Origin of the sequence: Nonomuraea sp. GTA35, assembly GCF_041950525.1 — a bacterium.
Taxonomy (GTDB): domain Bacteria; phylum Actinomycetota; class Actinomycetes; order Streptosporangiales; family Streptosporangiaceae; genus Nonomuraea.
In genome coordinates this window covers 12,828-28,915 of the sequence record NZ_JBGNUV010000034.1, presented here as the reverse complement: position 1 = coordinate 28,915, position 16,088 = coordinate 12,828, and the positions used below count along the sequence as shown (strand labels likewise).

The 16,088-nt window shown below is 68.0% G+C and carries 14 protein-coding genes; 11 read left to right on the top strand and 3 right to left on the bottom strand.

Annotated elements, in window-relative coordinates; all coding sequences use genetic code 11:
* The first annotated feature begins 146 nt into the window (after positions 1-146).
* A complete protein-coding gene (locus tag ACBJ32_RS58455; RefSeq protein ID WP_375134245.1) occupies positions 147-800 on the top strand; it encodes an NADPH-dependent F420 reductase in 654 nt (217 codons plus the stop codon).
* 210 nt (positions 801-1,010) lie between these two features.
* Here ACBJ32_RS58455 and ACBJ32_RS58450 read toward each other — a convergent pair whose 3' ends face one another.
* The gene (locus tag ACBJ32_RS58450) at positions 1,011-1,838 is read right to left on the bottom strand and encodes an enoyl-CoA hydratase/isomerase family protein (RefSeq protein WP_375118433.1); all 828 of its coding nucleotides are present in this window, start codon (positions 1,836-1,838) and stop codon (positions 1,011-1,013) included.
* A 119-nt stretch (positions 1,839-1,957) separates the two neighbouring features.
* Here ACBJ32_RS58450 and ACBJ32_RS58445 point away from each other — a divergent pair, with 119 nt between their 5' ends.
* On the top strand, positions 1,958-2,353 hold the full coding sequence (locus ACBJ32_RS58445) for a winged helix-turn-helix transcriptional regulator (RefSeq protein ID WP_375118434.1): 396 nt from the start codon (positions 1,958-1,960) through the stop codon (positions 2,351-2,353).
* A 124-nt stretch (positions 2,354-2,477) separates the two neighbouring features.
* On the opposite strand, the gene ACBJ32_RS58440 is transcribed toward ACBJ32_RS58445, so the two are convergent.
* Positions 2,478-2,675, bottom strand: a complete 198-nt coding sequence (locus tag ACBJ32_RS58440; protein ID WP_375134244.1) for a hypothetical protein — start codon at positions 2,673-2,675, stop codon at positions 2,478-2,480.
* 84 nt (positions 2,676-2,759) lie between these two features.
* Here ACBJ32_RS58440 and ACBJ32_RS58435 point away from each other — a divergent pair, with 84 nt between their 5' ends.
* From ACBJ32_RS58435 to ACBJ32_RS58415, 5 genes are all read left to right on the top strand, one after another.
* Positions 2,760-3,758 (top strand): DUF4158 domain-containing protein, encoded by a 999-nt coding sequence (locus tag ACBJ32_RS58435; RefSeq protein ID WP_375134243.1) that lies wholly within the window; start codon positions 2,760-2,762, stop codon positions 3,756-3,758.
* The gene (locus ACBJ32_RS58430; protein WP_375134242.1) at positions 3,712-4,527 is read left to right on the top strand and encodes a hypothetical protein; all 816 of its coding nucleotides are present in this window, start codon (positions 3,712-3,714) and stop codon (positions 4,525-4,527) included. The genes ACBJ32_RS58435 and ACBJ32_RS58430 overlap by 47 nt, the downstream gene beginning before the upstream one ends.
* 65 nt (positions 4,528-4,592) lie before the next feature.
* Positions 4,593-5,654 carry an integrase core domain-containing protein gene (locus ACBJ32_RS58425; protein WP_375134241.1) on the top strand — a complete coding sequence of 354 codons (1,062 nt, stop codon included), beginning with the start codon at positions 4,593-4,595 and terminating at the stop codon, positions 5,652-5,654.
* A gap of 42 nt (positions 5,655-5,696) precedes the next feature.
* Positions 5,697-6,419 carry a site-specific integrase gene (locus ACBJ32_RS58420; RefSeq protein WP_375134240.1) on the top strand — a complete coding sequence of 241 codons (723 nt, stop codon included), beginning with the start codon at positions 5,697-5,699 and terminating at the stop codon, positions 6,417-6,419.
* A gap of 608 nt (positions 6,420-7,027) precedes the next feature.
* Positions 7,028-8,269 carry an exonuclease domain-containing protein gene (locus ACBJ32_RS58415; RefSeq protein ID WP_375134239.1) on the top strand — a complete coding sequence of 414 codons (1,242 nt, stop codon included), beginning with the start codon at positions 7,028-7,030 and terminating at the stop codon, positions 8,267-8,269.
* Positions 8,270-8,587: 318 nt separating this feature from the next.
* On the opposite strand, the gene ACBJ32_RS58410 is transcribed toward ACBJ32_RS58415, so the two are convergent.
* Positions 8,588-10,135 (bottom strand): plasmid pRiA4b ORF-3 family protein, encoded by a 1,548-nt coding sequence (locus ACBJ32_RS58410; RefSeq protein ID WP_375134238.1) that lies wholly within the window; start codon positions 10,133-10,135, stop codon positions 8,588-8,590.
* 71 nt (positions 10,136-10,206) lie between these two features.
* On the opposite strand from ACBJ32_RS58410, the gene ACBJ32_RS58405 reads away from it, so the two are divergent.
* The 4 genes from ACBJ32_RS58405 to ACBJ32_RS58390 all read left to right on the top strand — a co-directional run bounded on the left by ACBJ32_RS58405 (position 10,207) and on the right by ACBJ32_RS58390 (position 15,738).
* Positions 10,207-10,791: a hypothetical protein gene (locus tag ACBJ32_RS58405; protein WP_375134237.1), complete on the top strand. Its 585-nt coding sequence runs from the start codon at positions 10,207-10,209 to the stop codon at positions 10,789-10,791.
* Positions 10,792-10,950: 159 nt separating this feature from the next.
* Entirely contained in the window at positions 10,951-11,886 is a 936-nt protein-coding gene (locus ACBJ32_RS58400) for an SEC-C metal-binding domain-containing protein (RefSeq protein ID WP_375134236.1), read from the top strand.
* A 238-nt stretch (positions 11,887-12,124) separates the two neighbouring features.
* Complete coding sequence (locus ACBJ32_RS58395) at positions 12,125-14,116, top strand: hypothetical protein (protein ID WP_375134235.1); 1,992 nt, start codon at positions 12,125-12,127, stop codon at positions 14,114-14,116.
* Between the two features lie 425 nt (positions 14,117-14,541).
* Positions 14,542-15,738 carry a tyrosine-type recombinase/integrase gene (locus ACBJ32_RS58390; protein ID WP_375134234.1) on the top strand — a complete coding sequence of 399 codons (1,197 nt, stop codon included), beginning with the start codon at positions 14,542-14,544 and terminating at the stop codon, positions 15,736-15,738.
* Positions 15,739-16,088 lie beyond the last annotated feature (350 nt).

Sequence of the window (16,088 nt, the reverse complement as noted above, 5' to 3'; positions counted from 1 at the left end):
CATTCTCGTGGAGACCGAGCCGGGATTGTTCGCCCAGTCGCGTCCGTAGCCCGGCAACAAGCCCGTGACCAGCCCCCCTCATGCAGTGCAAGCGATCAAAGGGACATCAACTCGCGAACCGCCCTCTCACAAGAGGTAAAGGACCCATGACAGTAATCGGCATCATTGGCGCAGGTGAGGTCGGCAGCCAGATCGCGCGTGCGGCGATCGCGAACGGCTACGACGTCGTCATCGCCAATTCTCGAGGACCTGAGACTTTGCAGGACCTCATCGACGAGCTCGGACCGTCAGCGCGTGCCGCAACCGCTGCCGGTGCCGCTGCCGCTGGGGACTTCGCCGTCGTGGCGGTCCCCCTCAAGGTGGTCAACGACATGCCCGCGCAGGAGCTGGCAGGCAAGATCGTGCTTGACACGAACAACTACATGGTCTGGCGCGATGGCCATATCCCGGTCATCGACTCGGGTGAGAAGACCGTTCACGAGCTGCGTCAAGAGCACCTTCGGCGATCCAAGGTCGTCAAGGCCTTCACCCACATCCAGGCTCCCCGCATAACCACCGCGGGCAAAGCGGCGGGCACCCCCGGCCGTGTGGCGTTGTCGGCCTCGAGCGACTTTCCCGAAGCCGTGGAACTCGTGACGCGACTGTATGACCAGTTCGGGTTCGACACCGTCGACAACAGCCCGCTCAGCGAGTCGTGGCGCAGCGGTCCCGGTCAACCCGCGTGGGTCGCGCACGAGCACCAGACCCGTGCCGAACTGATGGCCAACCTCGCCCGGGCGCGACGGATCATCTCGAGGTGAGTCTGTCCCTGCAGCGGATCATCGAGGTGGTCTACGTGGCCGGCCACGAGGGTGGTGGCGCTGCCGTGGAGCAAGTCGTCGTGGAGCGTGCGGGCCGAGGCGACATCGTGCTCGACTTCGACGCGGACGGACTCCTGCTGGGGCTCCAGATCATCGGGGCCACGGCGCTTCTCCGCGAACGCCACTGTCTCGGCAGCCGAGCGGATCTGACTACCCGGCTAGGCCGCGCAACAGGCCCTCGAAGTCCTGTTCGCCGTCACGGGTCTGGGCGCCGCGGGCCAGCCCTGCGCCCATGAGCTGCGCCGTGGCGGAGCGGAATACGAGCCCGGCCCAGGCATCGTTCTCCCGTGCCAAGCCATCGGCATGATCGCTGGGGATGATGGCGTGCTTGGCCGCCGCGACGACGCCGTCCGGTAGCGCGGCAATGTTGCGGGCGAGGCGGTCGACGAACTCGTCGAGCTCGTGCGCGGGGAGGGCGCGGTTGACCCAGCCGTACCGCTCGGCGGTCTCGGCGTCGAGTAGGTCGGCGCCGAGCACGACTTCCAGGGCGCGGTTGCGGCCGACGCGCTCAGTGAGGTACTGCGTGGCGCCTCCGCCGGGGACGATGCCCATGAGGGCTTCGATCTGGCCGAGCCCGGCCCTGCCGATCGCTGCGAACGCCATGTCGGCGGCCACGACGAACTCGGCTCCGCCGCCGCGCGCCTTGCCGGCGAGCTTGACGATGGTCACCTGGGGCTGGTGGCGTAGTTGCTCCCCTACGGCCTGGAAGACATTGACGTGTTCCGGCAGGTCGGCCATGAGCCCGGCGAGATCCTCCGGGGTGAGGGTCATGTCGACGTGGGCAAGGAAGAAGTCTGGGTCGGCGCTGTCGAACACGATCACGCGTACGGTGTCGTCACCGGCCAGCGTGGTGAGCAGGCGCCGCAGGTCGGTCATGACGGCGACGCCGAGGACGTTGATCGGTGGGTTGTCGATCGTGACGTGCGCGACCCCGTCGTTCCGGCTGACCCGCAGAGTCCGGTAGGCGTCGTGGTTCATCTTGTCTCCGTAGGTATCTGGCAGGATCTTGGTTCCTGTTGTATACCTACTGTGAAACCGATGATGAGCTGCGTCAATAACGCACTTCAGGCATCCCAGGGATCGTGGAGGATACCGCCATGGCCACTTCTGAGACCGTTTACCGGGCTATCGCCGAGCAGGACCTTGTGTTCCGGTCCGATTGTGCGAGCCGGCCGATCCTCGATCAGATCGCCGACAAGTGGTCGATGATGGTGATGGCGGTCCTGGCCGAGCCGCGCCGGTTCAACGAGATCAAGCGCCGCCTCGAGGGCGTGACTCAGCGCGTGCTCACGCAGACCCTGCGCCGGCTCGAACGCAACGGGATGGTCGAGCGCCGGGTGCTGCCGACCTCACCAGTCGGCGTCGAATACTCTTTGACCCCGCTCGGCGAGACCCTGCGCGAGCCGTTCGGCCGCCTCTACGACTGGACAGTCGCCAACGCGCCCGAGATCCAAGCACGCCAGCGCGATTTCGACCAGCGCGCTCAGCGCTGACACCGGAGCCGAAGCCAGGCCGGAGCGAGCGCCGCCCTGCTCAAGGCCTGCACGCAGATCTAGGACCGGTGCGGCTACCCGCTGCTCTACGGGCAGATGCCCCCCACACTCGGGGTGGACGCTTCTACGAGCCGGGTTCGAGGTCGGTGACGCCGGCGCCCCGATCGACCTGTGAGTCGTCTTGGGCGTTCACTCCCGCATCCAGCCCGGTGCCGACGAGCGCATCTTCCTGCGTCTCACCCGGCCTGCGCGGGCAGACGGCGATGATCACGATAGGCGTGAGACTGACACAATTCAGCACGTAATCGGTCACGTTGATCATCTGACCTGACCGCTGCTGATATCCGAGGGCGCCCCCGCCGCGCTGTGCGAGGTGGGGGCGCCCTCGCACGCCTGGAGGCCCCCCTTGCCGGTCAGTTTCCTGTCCGCCGAGCAACGCAGCCGATACGGCGTCTTCAACGCCGTCCCCGACATCGCCCAACTTGGCGCCTTCTTCCACCTCGATGCCGATGACCGGCGCCGGGCGATGGCCGCCAACGGCGCCCGCAACCGGCTCGGCTGGTCCCTGCAACTCGGCACCGCACGGTTCTTGAATTGCTTCCTGGACGATCCCGAGGACGTTCCCGCCGCGGTGGTCGACTACGTCGCCGAGCAGCTCGTCCTGCAGGCAGCCGACCTGAAGGGGTACGGCGAGAAGGAGGCCCGTTGGGCTCATCAGGAGCAGATCCGCACCGGCTACGGCTACACCGCCTTTGCGGGCGAGCAGTGGTTCGCGCTGGCCTGCTGGCTCTACAAACGCGCCTGGACCACCAACGAACGCCCGATCGTGCTGTTCGACCTGGCCACCCACCGCCTGGTGGAGGCCAAGATCCTGCTGCCCGGCGTCACCACCCTGGAGCGGCTGATCGCCGCGCTGCGCGAACGCGTCGCCGCCCGCCAGCACGCGCTGATGGCCACCGCCCCCAGCCCGAATCAGGCCGCCGTGCTGGAGAACCTGGTCAAGGTCGAGGAGGGCCGGCGCGTCTCCCGGCTGGACCGATTACGCAAAAGCCCCACCGACGTCAGCAGCACCGGCCTGGTCAAAGCCCTGGATCGGCATGTGGAACTGCGCGACCTGGGCGCGGCCGGCTGGGACCTGAGCGCGGTGCCGCCCGGCAAGATCGCCGCACTGGCCCTGCTTCGCCCACGCCGCCCGCGCCCAGGCCGTCGACGAACTGGCCGGCGACCGCAAACTCGCCACCCTGGTGGCCTTCGCCGCGACCATGGCCCCCCAGTCGGCCGACGAGGCGATCGAAGTGTTCGACCTGGCGGTCGGAGACCTGCTGCGCACCTCGGCGTTCAAAGCGACCAAAGAGCGGATGCGCACCCTCAAAGACCTCGACACCGCGGCGATCGTGCTGCGTGAGGTGTGGCTGAAGATCCGCTCCGTCGCCGAGATCCCCGACGGCGACATCCGCGCCGCCCTCGATGAGATGGATCTGGCCGCCATCCACGCCGCCGCCGACGTCATCGGCGACATCGCTCGCGAACCGGATGAAGATTTCCAAGAAGAACTGCTGGATCGCTACGCCACCATCCGACGCTTCCTGCCCAAGCTGCTCAAGCACCTCGACTTCGACGCCGGCGCCGCCGAGACGCCCGGGCAAGGAGTGCGGCGCGGCCATGAGGTGCTGCAGGCACTGGACTTCCTCAAAGCGATCGAGCGCCGCCGCATCGACATCGACCCCAGCGAGGTTCCCGCGGACTTGCTGTCCTCAGCCTGGCACCGGCGCGTCTTCCCCAAGCGCGGCGAGCTGGCCGGCACCTTCAACAAGAGCGCGTACACCGTGGCGGCCGTCGAGCGGCTACGCGAGTCGCTACGCCGCCATGAGGTGTTCGTGCCGGGCCTGCGCAAGTGGGGCGACCCCACCGCCGGGCTGCTGAAGGGCGCCGAGTGGGAGCGGGCACGCCCCCGCATCTGCGATGAGCTGAACCTGTCTCCGGAGCCCGGCACCGACGTGGAGCGCTGGGCCGCCACTCTCGACTTCGCCTACCGCCAGCTCGCCGCCGGCCTGTACGGCGAAGACGACGGCCGCAACGAGTGGGTACGCCTGGCCAAGGACGAAGACGGCAAGGACCCCCTGGTGCTCACCGGCCTGGACCGCCTGAATGAGCCCGCCTGTACCGCGTCATAACACACCCCCGATGGCGCTGACCTGCGACTTGACGGGCACCGGCATCGCCGAAAAGATCGCGTCTTGTGCTTGTCCGCCTGCTCTACCTCATCACACTGCGGATGTTCGGCTGGCTGATGTTGCTGGGCCGTAGCCAGGCGTCGAAGAATGTGGAAATCATGGTGCTGCGTCACGAAGTGGCAGTGCTACGGCGCCAGGTCGAACGTCCGAAGCCGGACTGGGCCGATCGAGCCGTCCTGGCGGCGTTGGTCCGGTGGCTGCCGACGGTGCTGCGCGCTCATCGGCTGGTTACCCCGGCGACGCTGCTGTCGTGGCATCGTCGTCTGCTCCGACATGCCTGGACCTATCCACATCGGCCCGGACGTCCAGCGACAAGTCGAGAGATCCGGGGCTTGATTCTTCGCCTGGCGCGGGAGAACCCCGCGTGGGGCCATCGACGGGTGCACGGGGAACTGGTGCGCCTCGGCTACCAGGTCAGCGAGGCGACCGTGCGGCGCATTCTGCGCTCCCGCCGCATCCCGTCGGCGCCCCGCAACCTCGACACCTCCTGGCGCAGCTTTCTACGTCTGCAAGCCAAAGGGCTCCTGGCCTGCGACTTCTTCCACGTTGACACCATCTTCCTGAAGCGCCTGTACGTGTTGTTCATGATAGAGATCGGCACGCGCCGGGTGCACATCTTGGGCGTGACATCTCATCCGACTGGCGCGTGGACCGCCCAGCAGGCCCGTAATCTCCTGATCGACCTCGGCCGGCGAGCAGGCTCGTTCCGCTTCCTCATCCGCGATCGAGATGCCAAGTTCACCATCGTCTTCGATGAGGTCTTCGCCGCCGTGGGCGTCACGGTGCTGAAGACACCGCCGCGAACACCGAGGGCCAACTGCTATGCCGAACGGTGGATCCGGACGGTGCGCGCCGAGTGCACCGACCGCATGCTGACCTACGGTGAACGTCACCTGCGCTCGGTTCTGAACGAGTACATCGATCACTACAACGGCCACCGGCCGCACCAGGCGCGCGGCCAACGACCACCCGATCAAGACGAACAGGCGGTGGTGTCCATTGAAGGCCGGATCAAACGCCACGAAGTGCTCGGAGGAGCGATCAACGAGTACCGCCGAGCCGCCTAGCTCGATCAGCGAAACCCCAAATCAGACCATGTGTGCGAGTTTTTGACGCGGTACAGGCGGGTCGATCCCATCGACGCCTACACCAGCGTGCCGCGCCCCTCCCCGGTCATGGTGTGGACGCCAGCGCACACCCGCCTATTCCTCGAAGAAGCCCAGCGTCACCGCCTGTTCGCCCTCTACCAGCTGATCGCGCTGCGGGGGCTGCGCCGGGGCGAGACGTGCGGACTGCGCTGGAAGGAGGTCGACCTCGACCGCCACACCCTGACCGTGAACTGGCAACTCGTGCAACTGGCCTGGGCGGTTCATGAGGGCACCCCGAAGACCGACGCCTCGATACGGACCATCGCCTTGGACACCGACACCGCGCAACTCCTGCGCGCCCACCGGCAGCAGCAGCTCCAGGAACGGCTCGCCGTAGGCGAGGCCTGGACGGACACAGGGTTCGTCTTCACTCAGCCCGACGGCAACCGGCTCCATCCCCAGCACATCTCCGACCAGTTCCTCTGGCTCGCCTACCTCGCCGGCCTGCCACCCATCCGCCTTCACGACCTCCGCCACGGGGCGGCCTCACTGATGCTCGCGGCCGGGGTGGAGATGAAGGTGGTCCAGGAAACGCTGGGCCATACGTCCAGCGCCTTCACCGCCGACACCTACACCTCCGTCTACCCGCAGGTGGCCATGGCCGCGGCCGAGAAGACCGCCGCCCTGCTCTTCAGCGAAGAAGACCAGGCCGAACCGGGCAAACTCATCTCGCTGAGAAGCTGAACAGTCGGATTAAAGGTCCGGCCCCGCGTTCGCCGCCTGCTCGCGGCGAGGCGGGGCCGCTGCTCTTGCCGCAGCAGCCGGAGGTGACGAATGGATCATGGCGCGTGCGGGGTTGGCGCGGGCGAGCACGTACGGAGCACGCAACCGCTAGACGAAAATTCTAGAACGAGTCCGATCCCGCGAAGCCGCAGGTCAGAACATGATCAAAGCGCGCCCTGCAGGATTCGAACCTGCGACCGTCGGATTAGAAGCAAGATCTTTTAGTGTCGCGCAGTGCCGTCTGATGGTGGTTTGTGCCGCGCCCACACACCTTGCGTGTTCGGCAGTGTCGGGTCGTGACGACGCGTGACCGGGCGTACGAGCACGCATGGAGCACGGTCGGCACCGTTAGTGATCATTTCACGTCGGTTGTTCAGGCAGGGGCCCGACGGATCGCTCGGGCATAGGGGCGCTGATACAAGACAACGACCTTACCTCTTTCCCACCGTTTCAGATGGTCCACCATGCCACCGCGCCCGGTTGCGTCACGAGACCATCACGATCCGTGCGCACGCGGAAACCCTCCGACCATAGGTCCCCGATGTCCTTGAGACAGGAGGGGGAAGCAGATGAAGAGCACCCAACTCGGATACGCCGTCATCGACCTGGAGACCACGGGCCTGCGTCCGTCGTGGCACGACCGGATCGTCGAGGTCGCCGTCGTCCTGCTCGATCCGCTCGGACGCGTCATCCGCGAATGGAGCACCCTGGTCAACCCAGAACGCGACCTGGGACCACAACACATCCACGGCATCACCGCCGCCGACGTTCGCCACGCGCCCGCGTTCAAGGACATCGTCGGCACCCTCGCCGACCTGCTGTGGGGCCGAGCCCTCGTGGCTCACAACCTGCGTTTCGACCTCGGCTTCCTGCGGAGCGAGTTCGACCGGGCCGGCAGTCCGATCCCTGATCTGGGCGCCATCGGCATCTGCACGATGACCGAGGCCGTTCGTTTTCTCCCCGCCGCTCCCCGCACCCTCGCCGGCTGTTGCGCCGTCGCGGACATCTCACTCGACGGCCACCACGACGCCCTCATCGACGCTCGGGCCACCGCCTCGTTGTTACGCCATTACCTCGAGCTCGCCCACCCGAACTCGCCCTGGAGCCATCTCCTCCACAACGCCACCGCACTCTCCTGGCCGGCCGTCCGACGCACCGGCACCGCCCCCGTCCGGCGAGGCGTGTCCGTCGAGCGCGACACCCACTTCCTCGCCCGGATCCTGGACCGGCTGCCACGCGCCTCCGACACCGTCCGCGCCGACCCCTACTTCGCCCTGCTCGACCAGGTCCTTCTCGACCACCACATCTCCGCCACCGAAGCCGACGCACTGATCGCCCTGGCCGCTCACCTGGACCTCAGCCGCGCGGACGCGATCCGCCTGCACCACGAATACCTGAACGCGCTGGCCCAGGCCGCCAAGGCGGACGGCATCGTCACGCCCGCCGAACGCCACGAACTCGACCTCGTCGCCGCCCTGCTCGATCTCCCGCCCGTATCGGTCGATTCCGCGCTGGCCTCGGGTCATGCCTCCCAGCACCCCTCCGCCTCCGGCGGCTTCCGGCTCCGGCCCGGCGATCTCGTGGTGTTCACCGGAGCGATGGAGGGCGAGCGGGAGACCTGGGAGGAGCGGGCGCGCCAGGCCGGCTACATCCCTCACGCCAATATCACCAAACGCGTCCGGTTGCTGATCGCCGCCGACCCCGACTCGATGTCGGGCAAGGCACGCAAGGCGCGCGCCTATGGAATCCCGATCGTCACACCAGACGCCTTCACCCGTATGAGTTCCCCATCCGATCATCGGGCCTCATAGCAGCGTCCACCGCACCATACACATGGGCCGGCCAGGATAGGCCGTACGTAGAAGGCGAGTCGGAACCTGGTCACATCGGCCAGCCGTCATGCTGCGGATGCAACGGACGATGACCCCCGCAGGTTGTCGTCGGCAATCTCGCTGTACTCAGCGATAAGGCGCTGGACAATCTCGATAGCGGCATCCAGATCGCCGACGACGATGAGGGCCTTGATCCGATGATCGAGCAGGCGGACGACGAATACGTGCGGACCCGGGCGCACGAGGCGTCGCGGGGTCTACCGGAAGCCTGAGCCGGGCATAGAGGTCCGTGCCTGGTCACTCGTCATCGCCCTCACCCGCCAGAGTCCGTCTTGCCAGCGCCCGGTTGATGGCATCCCGGTCGAAGGGCACCGACTCGTCGGGGTACTCCGGGTTGTAGTCCTCGATCGGGTTGTCGCCACGGCCACCCACACAGACCGGGGCGGCGAACTCCCCGGTGACCACCATCTCCAGGAGAATCTCGTGCTCCCAGCAATCGCCGAGATCGTAGGTGTACCGCAGCACCGATCGCGGTTCGGGCAGCACCCGGTTCAACCGGCACAGGTCTTCGTTCCCGCACTCCTCCAGCGGCCGGAAGGGGTCGCTGAAGCGACGCTTGCCGACTCTGAACACATGAAGGTGGTCATCAGACCAGCCGAACAATCTCCCAATGATCTGGTGCAGATCACCCAGCGAATAGTTCTCCGGGACCAGGACCCGTCGCCACGCCCCGGAGACGGAGATCTTGAGCTGGTAGCCAGGAATCGCCGGCGCCGTCCGTGGCAGGACGGCCAGGAGCCGATCCGCTTCCGGGTGCCCACTGCCCCCGACACCTTCATGGAGATCGCCGCCCATCATGTCCAGCAGGACGTACCGAGCGTCAGTCACCCCATAGCGATCAAGCGCCGCAAGCGCATAATCAACCGCCCGCCACTCCCGATCCCCTTCCATCTCCGCATCCAACCACCAGCGGGCATGCGGCCCCAGCAGAGGCAGGTCACGCACCGCCTGCCACAACCCCTTGGCATCACCAAGCTCGGCCACGACCTCGACAACACTGAGCCGTCCGGCAGGGGACGCCTCAGCCGCCGCCCGCAACAGTTCGGGGAGCCGGTCAACCAGTTTGCGAGAGCCCGGTACGACATCCGCGATCCGCCACCGCCACAGCAGCCCCGGCACCTCCTCCGGCGGGGCTTTAGCGATCCTGCGCAGTACCTCAGCCGCGCTCAGGTCCGCGGTGATCGGCGGCGGCAACCGTTCCGCCAACTCCTTATGAGCGTGTTCGCCCAGCTCCGTAACCATCAACCGGTCGTCGACCACGCCGAATGCGACCAGGATTGTCAGCAGGTGGTCGACGGGATGCCGATCGGCCAGCCTGACGAAGCGCCAGTCCCAATCACCACGCTGCCGCATCCCCTGCTCCACCGCCTCGCGCAGCGCCCCGCCCAGCGGCGGCGCCTCCTCCGCCAGCAGGTCCAGCGTGACCAGGCAGCAGATCCGCGGGTCCACCTCGCAGGGGTCAGTGAACTGCGCCGCGATCACCTGCTCCAAGGCCGCGTACCAAACCTCGGCGTCAAGCGCCGGCGCAGGTTCGGCCCGAACGGCACGCGAGCTCTCGATCGTGACCAACCCTGCCGCCACCGTGGTCAGCCAAGCCCGCTGCAGCTCCGGCACATCGCTGAGGCGTCGGACCTTGGCCGGACACGCCACACCGAGCGCCTGCGCGGCATCGGGCACCAGCGCCGGTTTGATCGCGATCGATGGCGTGACCGCCCGACCGCCCCCTACCCAGGAGGCCAGGGCGTGAGCGGCTGTGAACACCGGACTCTCGGCGACAGAGGGCATGGCCGCGAGCGTATCGCCTCGCCGATCTCAAGATGCGAGCCCGGGACACCCCGCAGGCGTAAGGTCAACGAGTGGCTGCCGAAAGCGCAGAATGCAGTTGGTGTGGACGTCCGGCCCGGATTTCCCTGAACACCGTGGGCATGCTCTGCGACGCCTGCTGGAACTCCTGGATGTGTGACCGTACGGGGCGTGATCCGCTACCGCCGCCTCCACCACCGGAGAGGTTCGTCGATCCCGATGGACGACCGCATGTCCTGGCCTACCGCCTCACTCACGGCGCCACCGGCATCGACGCCGAGCTCACGGAAGTCGACGTCGAGGACGGGTATACCTTCAGGGCACTCGCCGACCCGCACGCCGATCCGCAGCGCGCCCTTGACCACGTGCGGGAGAGCGCCCGCCGCGAGATCGGCAGGCAATACCTGAGGCGCAGCCCGTTCACCAGCGAGATGACCATCGCCGACCGCGAAGTACGCGGCAGGATCATCTGGCGCAGCCCGGATGAGATGGGCGTGGTCGTCGACGGCCGGCAGATGACCTGGAACGAACTCGGCCAGGCGATCCAGAATGAGGGCTGGAACTTCACGATCACTGTCGACGAGCCGGTCGGCCTGGTAAACGGCTACGACCCCGCGTTGATGTCAGAGAGCGACTGAACGATAGCGGCCCAGACGGCGATCCCTTGGCCCATCTTGTGTTCCTCCACGGCAATCAGACCCAACAGGGACCACCCGTATCTCTTTTGACCCCGCCAAGACAGTGCCAATCGTGGAGTTGGGGCGGATGGCCATAGCGGTGCCTCTACGCTCGTACGGGTGACGAGCGACAACCTGGTGAGCCAGGCCGACATCGACAGTCTGGGCATGGGCCGCTTCTCCGGGGCCGAGCGGGACGCGGCAGTGGCCCGAGTGCTGGCAGCCGTCGACGATCCCGCTCTCCGCGGTGAGAACTTCGACCGGCCGTACGCGCTGATGGTGGCCTGCGACTTCCTGGCGATGGACGGCGAGGTCGACCGGGCGACAGAGCTGCTACGCCGAGCGGACACCGAAGGTATCCGGCGCGAAGGTATGGAGCCGTTGGCCCGGCTGGCCGCGCTCCTGCACGAACAGGGCCGGACCGAGGAAGCCTCCGCGACCTTCCGCCGCGTGGTCAAGGAGGGGCTGGCAGACTGGACCGACTACGACCTTTACGCTGACGCGCTCGACCAGAGCGGCGATCAGGCCGGCGCCTTGCAGATCCTGGTCGGCGGCCAGGAACGGCTGACCAGGCAAGGCAAGGCTCTGTTCGCCGCTCAGCTGCAACGCTCGATCAACCGGTTCCGCCGCGAGATGGGTTTCCCCGACGCGGCCGCAACTCCGGATCCGGACGCCCACTGGCACGAAGAAGAGGGCGATCCGCGCACGCTGTTCTGGCCCCGTGAAGACTTCGGCCGCCTCGCCCAGCGGTGGCCGCGAATCGCCGAAAAGTACGGGACCGACTGGGACAACCACCGCTCCCGCGTCGAACTGGCCGGTCTCGAACTCGCCGGCGAGGGCTCGATGCTGCATCTCCTGTATGCCGACTTCACCGCATTCGCCCAGCTCATGATCCAGCGCCCCGACCTTGCCGACCCGATCGACGAGTACTTCGAAGACCCGGCATTGGATGCCACAGACCTGCCATGGCGAACAGAGCGGAACGCCCCATGCTGGTGCCGCTCGGGACGGAAGTACAAGCAGTGCTGCCGACGACTCGGCATGCAGAGCCAGTAACGTAACGTCGTTCTCGTAAGCGATGCGGCGTGGTGCCTGAATCTCTTCCCGGGAATGGGAGCCACCTCCGGCCTTTTCGGTGATGCCGAGCTCGACCGAGCGTTGCGAAAGCACCCGGACGACCCCGACGCCTCGCTGAACTCCTGGAAGTCGCGGCTGCGCCCGTTCGCCACGAAGCACCAGCGCATCGCCCGGCGGAAGAGTTGTCGCGGTTCGCATGGTCTGAAGGGGTGATGTGGTGTTAGCGGGTGTGGACGAGGTGCCGTGGGGGCGGCTCGGGTACTGGCCTGGAGGTTCGGTCGCGGTGCCCGGCCTGCTGAGGGAGATCGCGGCGGCGCCGTCGGGTTCGTCGGAAAGGTCGCCGGTGTGGCGGCTGCGGCACGGGCTGCTCCAAGGGATCGGCACGCCCGGCAAGGTGTACAACGCGGCCCCGTACCTGGTGCCGTACCTGCTGGAGATCGTGAGGATCGCGCGGCAGCCCCACCGAGGACTGGTCGTGGACCTGCTGACCGACATCGCGCTGGCTCATCCGCACCGAGACATCTCCTGGGATCCCGCCGCCGGACCCGAACCCGACCACGCCGCGCTCGCACGGGCGGCCATGACCACCGACGTCGACGCGATCACACGGTGGCTGAACGACGCCTCCCCGAAGGTCGTGGCAGGGGTGGCCCACTTGCTCGCTCTCTTACCCGAGGCCGCGCCGAGGAGCTTGCCCGCGCTGCGCGCGCGGGCCGAGAAGGGGGTGCGGCCGGCGGCCGATGCCGGAGCGGTGGCCTGCGTGCTGACCGTGGCGTGGCTCGCGGCGACCGATCACGCGGAGTGGTTCGCCGGCCTGCGCGATGCCGCCGACGCGCACCGTGATCTGCGCGCCATGGCCGTGGTGGGGCTCGCGCTGGCCTCCCCCGCGGCGGCACCGGACAGTGACGCCGCGGTCGCGCTGCTGGCCGACGCGCAAGCCGACCCGGCATCGACCTTCGAGCGCGTCCACCGGCACGGCGACGGCATCATGCCCGTCGGTTCGGCTCTGCGGCGCGCCGAGCACTGGCAGCAGGCGGTGGCCCGCGATCTGCTGGCCCGTCCGGGGCTGCAGAGAATTGACCAGGCTCTCCACAGCGCACGCGAGGCGATCGAACATTGGCGTGCCGCGCCGGCCGAGTTGCTGCCGATGATCGCCGGCCGCGTGCGCGAGCTGGTCTCGGCTCCCTTGTCAGTACGGCGCAGGCGCAAGCTCGGCCAGCAGGATCCGCTAGTGAACGCGGTCGAACTGATCGCCCACTCCGGGCAGGCAGCCGCCGGCCACGCCGACCTACTGGCCGGGTTGCTGACCGGAGACCCCGCCGAACCGTGGCCGGACGTGGCCGGTCCCGCCGTGGAAGGGCTGGCCCGGCTCGGTGACGACCGCTGCGTTCCCTGGCTCGTGGCCGCCTTCCTCGACGAGTACGGCCACGCGAAGCATCTCCCCCTCCGCGACATACTGCCGGCCATGGCGGCGTACTCGGACACGCTGATACCCGCCCTGCGGACCTACCTCTGCTCCTCTCCATTCGCCGGTCCCGACTGCCTGAGCGCCCTGGCCTCATGGGGACCGTCGGCGGCACCTCTGGCACCTGCGGTCGCTGCGCACGTGTCCCAGGCGTACCTGTCCGTCGCGCTGCCACTGTTCGGAGCGATCGGCCCGGCCGCCATCGACGTCGAACCGCAGGTACGGGCCCTGCTCGACGATGAGGGTGACCGGCCCGAGGCCGCCTGGGCGCTGTGGCGGATCACCGGCGAGCCGGGGCAGGCCGCGGCGCTGCTCACCGAGCACCTCGCCCGCCACGGCGGCCATGCCGCCCGCGACACCGCGCCGATGCTCGAACAACTCGGCCCCGCCGCCGCAGCCGCCGTCCCAGTCCTGCGCCAGTACCTCCATGACCCTGAGCACGGCCATCTGTACGACCGGGTGGCGATCGCGCGGGCGCTGTGGGCGATCACGGGCGACGGCGAAGGACTCGTCACACCGCTGCTCGACGCCATCACGGCCAGGCCACTGTTCGATTGGGGATGGCGGCGGCCCGCCTCAGAACTGCTCGCCGTGCAGGCACTGGGCATGATGGGCCAAGTGGCCTCCGCAGCCGCACCGGCGCTGGAAGCCATCGCACACGGCCATGCCCGGGTGACAGAACACGCCGTCTGGGCCGACGAGCGCTACCAGCACACCGCCCAGCGTGCGCTGTCCCTCGTTTGACAAGCAGCCTCCCTCATGATTGAGCAGCCCCGGTGAAGTCCAGCGGCGGATGACAAGGGATCCCCGTTACGAGCGAAGACCGGTTGGTTACGTCCTATCGAATGGTGTCCCGCTCGAAACCCGGTTTCGCACCGTGAGCTGAGGCTTCCCTGCGCGATCAGGACTGCGTCTGCAACCGTCGCAAGGTGTTGGCCTTGCCCATCCGGGCGGGCCGGCCAGCGCGTGAACTTGCCCCACTCTCCGGACACTTGACCTGGGGTCACCCCTGATCGAGTGCGAGCCCTGGCTGACGTGTCCGTCGTCGCACACCGTGAAGGGTGGAGGTGGGACAGATGGCAAAGACTCGTGTGCAGATCAGCAGGCGGTGCGGCTGCGTGGATCCGGTAACAGGACGTCAGCGAGGGGGGACGTGTCCGCGTCTGCCGGTGGATGACGATCACGGCAGCTGGTATTTCTCGGTACAGGTACGTGGCCTGGACGGGCAGCGGCAGCGCGTCCGCCAGGGTGGTTACGCCGACCCCGAGGAAGCGCAAGCCGTCGGCCGTGCCTTGGCCGCTGCCGACCACGACGGCGCGGGGGCCGGATGCACGCTCGGGCAGTGGCTGGCACGCTGGCTGGCCACCAAGGACGCCCTTCGTCCGTCGACCCGGCAGGGCTACGCCACACACATCCGCCTCTATCTCATCCCACAGCTGGGACGGATCCTGCTCCACCAGCTCACCTCCCGCGACGTCAACGGGCTGCTCGCGACGCTGGCGTCCCGTCCCTCGCCGACCGGTCGCCGGTTGTCACCGGCGACCGTGGTGCGGATCCACGCCACCTTACGGACCGCGCTGAACGCGGCGGTCCGCGGCCGGCTGATCCCCCTCAACCCGGCCAACGGAGCCGAACTCCCCCATCCCCGCCGACCGCATCCGGTCGTCTGGACCGCCGGGCGGACGGCCCGGTGGCGGCAAGCGGGAGAACGTCCGGCGGTGGCGGTCTGGACGGAACAACAGCTCGCGGCCTTCCTGGTCGGCATCGCGCAGGACCGCCTGTATGCCGCGTGGTGGCTGGCTGCGCTGCGCGGGTTGCGCCGCGGTGAGCTGGCCGGGCTACGCTGGACGGACGTCGACCTGCAGGCCGCGGAGCTGACCGTGGCGCAGCAGCGGGTGCACGCCGACGGTCAGGTCGTGGTCGGCCCGCCGAAGAGCGCCGCCAGTTGCCGGGTGGTGGCCCTAGACACGCAGACCGTACGGGTGCTGACCCGGCACCGCGAGCGGCAACAGGAACTGAGCGCGGCAGCGGGCAGCCGCTGGCGGAACTCGGGGTACGTGTTCACCACCGCGACGGGGGCGCCGCTGCGGCCGGACTACCTCACCGGCCGGTTTCGCCGGCTGGTGGCCGCCTCCGGACAGCCGCCGGTCCGGCTGCACGACCTGCGGCATGGCGCCGCCACGCTGGCGCTGGCCGCGCACACCGACCTGAAGGTCGTCCAGGCCATGCTGGGGCACGCCAGCATCGTGCTGACCGCCGACACCTACGTCTCGGTGCTGCCGGAGGTGGCCCACCACGCTGCCCGGGAGACGGCCCGGCTGGTGCTGAACGCCGCGTCCGCGCTGGGGCGGCCACTGGGCGACTGACTCAGCTTTGCCTCACATTTGCCCCATGCCACTGCCGACCGCGGACCCCGGCTGGGGTTTCCGCTGGTGGAGAAGCGCGCCCTGCAGGATTCGAACCTGCGACCGTCGGATTAGAAGCGGGTTCTGACGGCGTGTGGCGGGGCGTACGAGCACGCACCGAGCACGGCCGCGGCCCTATTCGATCATTACATCGCGGCTCCCCGGAATGGATCTCGCGCCCCAGCCACGCCGGCACCATCTATAGATGACGGTCGCAGTGCTCGGCACGTGCTCCAACCCATGCACAGCCCAATGATCTCCGCAGCGCTAGCTGCCCGGTCAGATCGAAGTCGTCGCTGGTTCAACTGTTA

Coding starts and splice junctions, on each gene's coding strand:
- ACBJ32_RS58450 (WP_375118433.1), bottom strand. CDS start 1,838: ATGAACCACGACGCCTACCGGACTCTGCGGGTCAGCCGGAACGACGGG.
- ACBJ32_RS58415 (WP_375134239.1), top strand. CDS start 7,028: ATGAAGAGCACCCAACTCGGATACGCCGTCATCGACCTGGAGACCACG.
- ACBJ32_RS58445 (WP_375118434.1), top strand. CDS start 1,958: ATGGCCACTTCTGAGACCGTTTACCGGGCTATCGCCGAGCAGGACCTT.
- ACBJ32_RS58430 (WP_375134242.1), top strand. CDS start 3,712: ATGCGCACCCTCAAAGACCTCGACACCGCGGCGATCGTGCTGCGTGAG.
- ACBJ32_RS58455 (WP_375134245.1), top strand. CDS start 147: ATGACAGTAATCGGCATCATTGGCGCAGGTGAGGTCGGCAGCCAGATC.
- ACBJ32_RS58410 (WP_375134238.1), bottom strand. CDS start 10,135: ATGCCCTCTGTCGCCGAGAGTCCGGTGTTCACAGCCGCTCACGCCCTG.
- ACBJ32_RS58440 (WP_375134244.1), bottom strand. CDS start 2,675: ATGATCAACGTGACCGATTACGTGCTGAATTGTGTCAGTCTCACGCCT.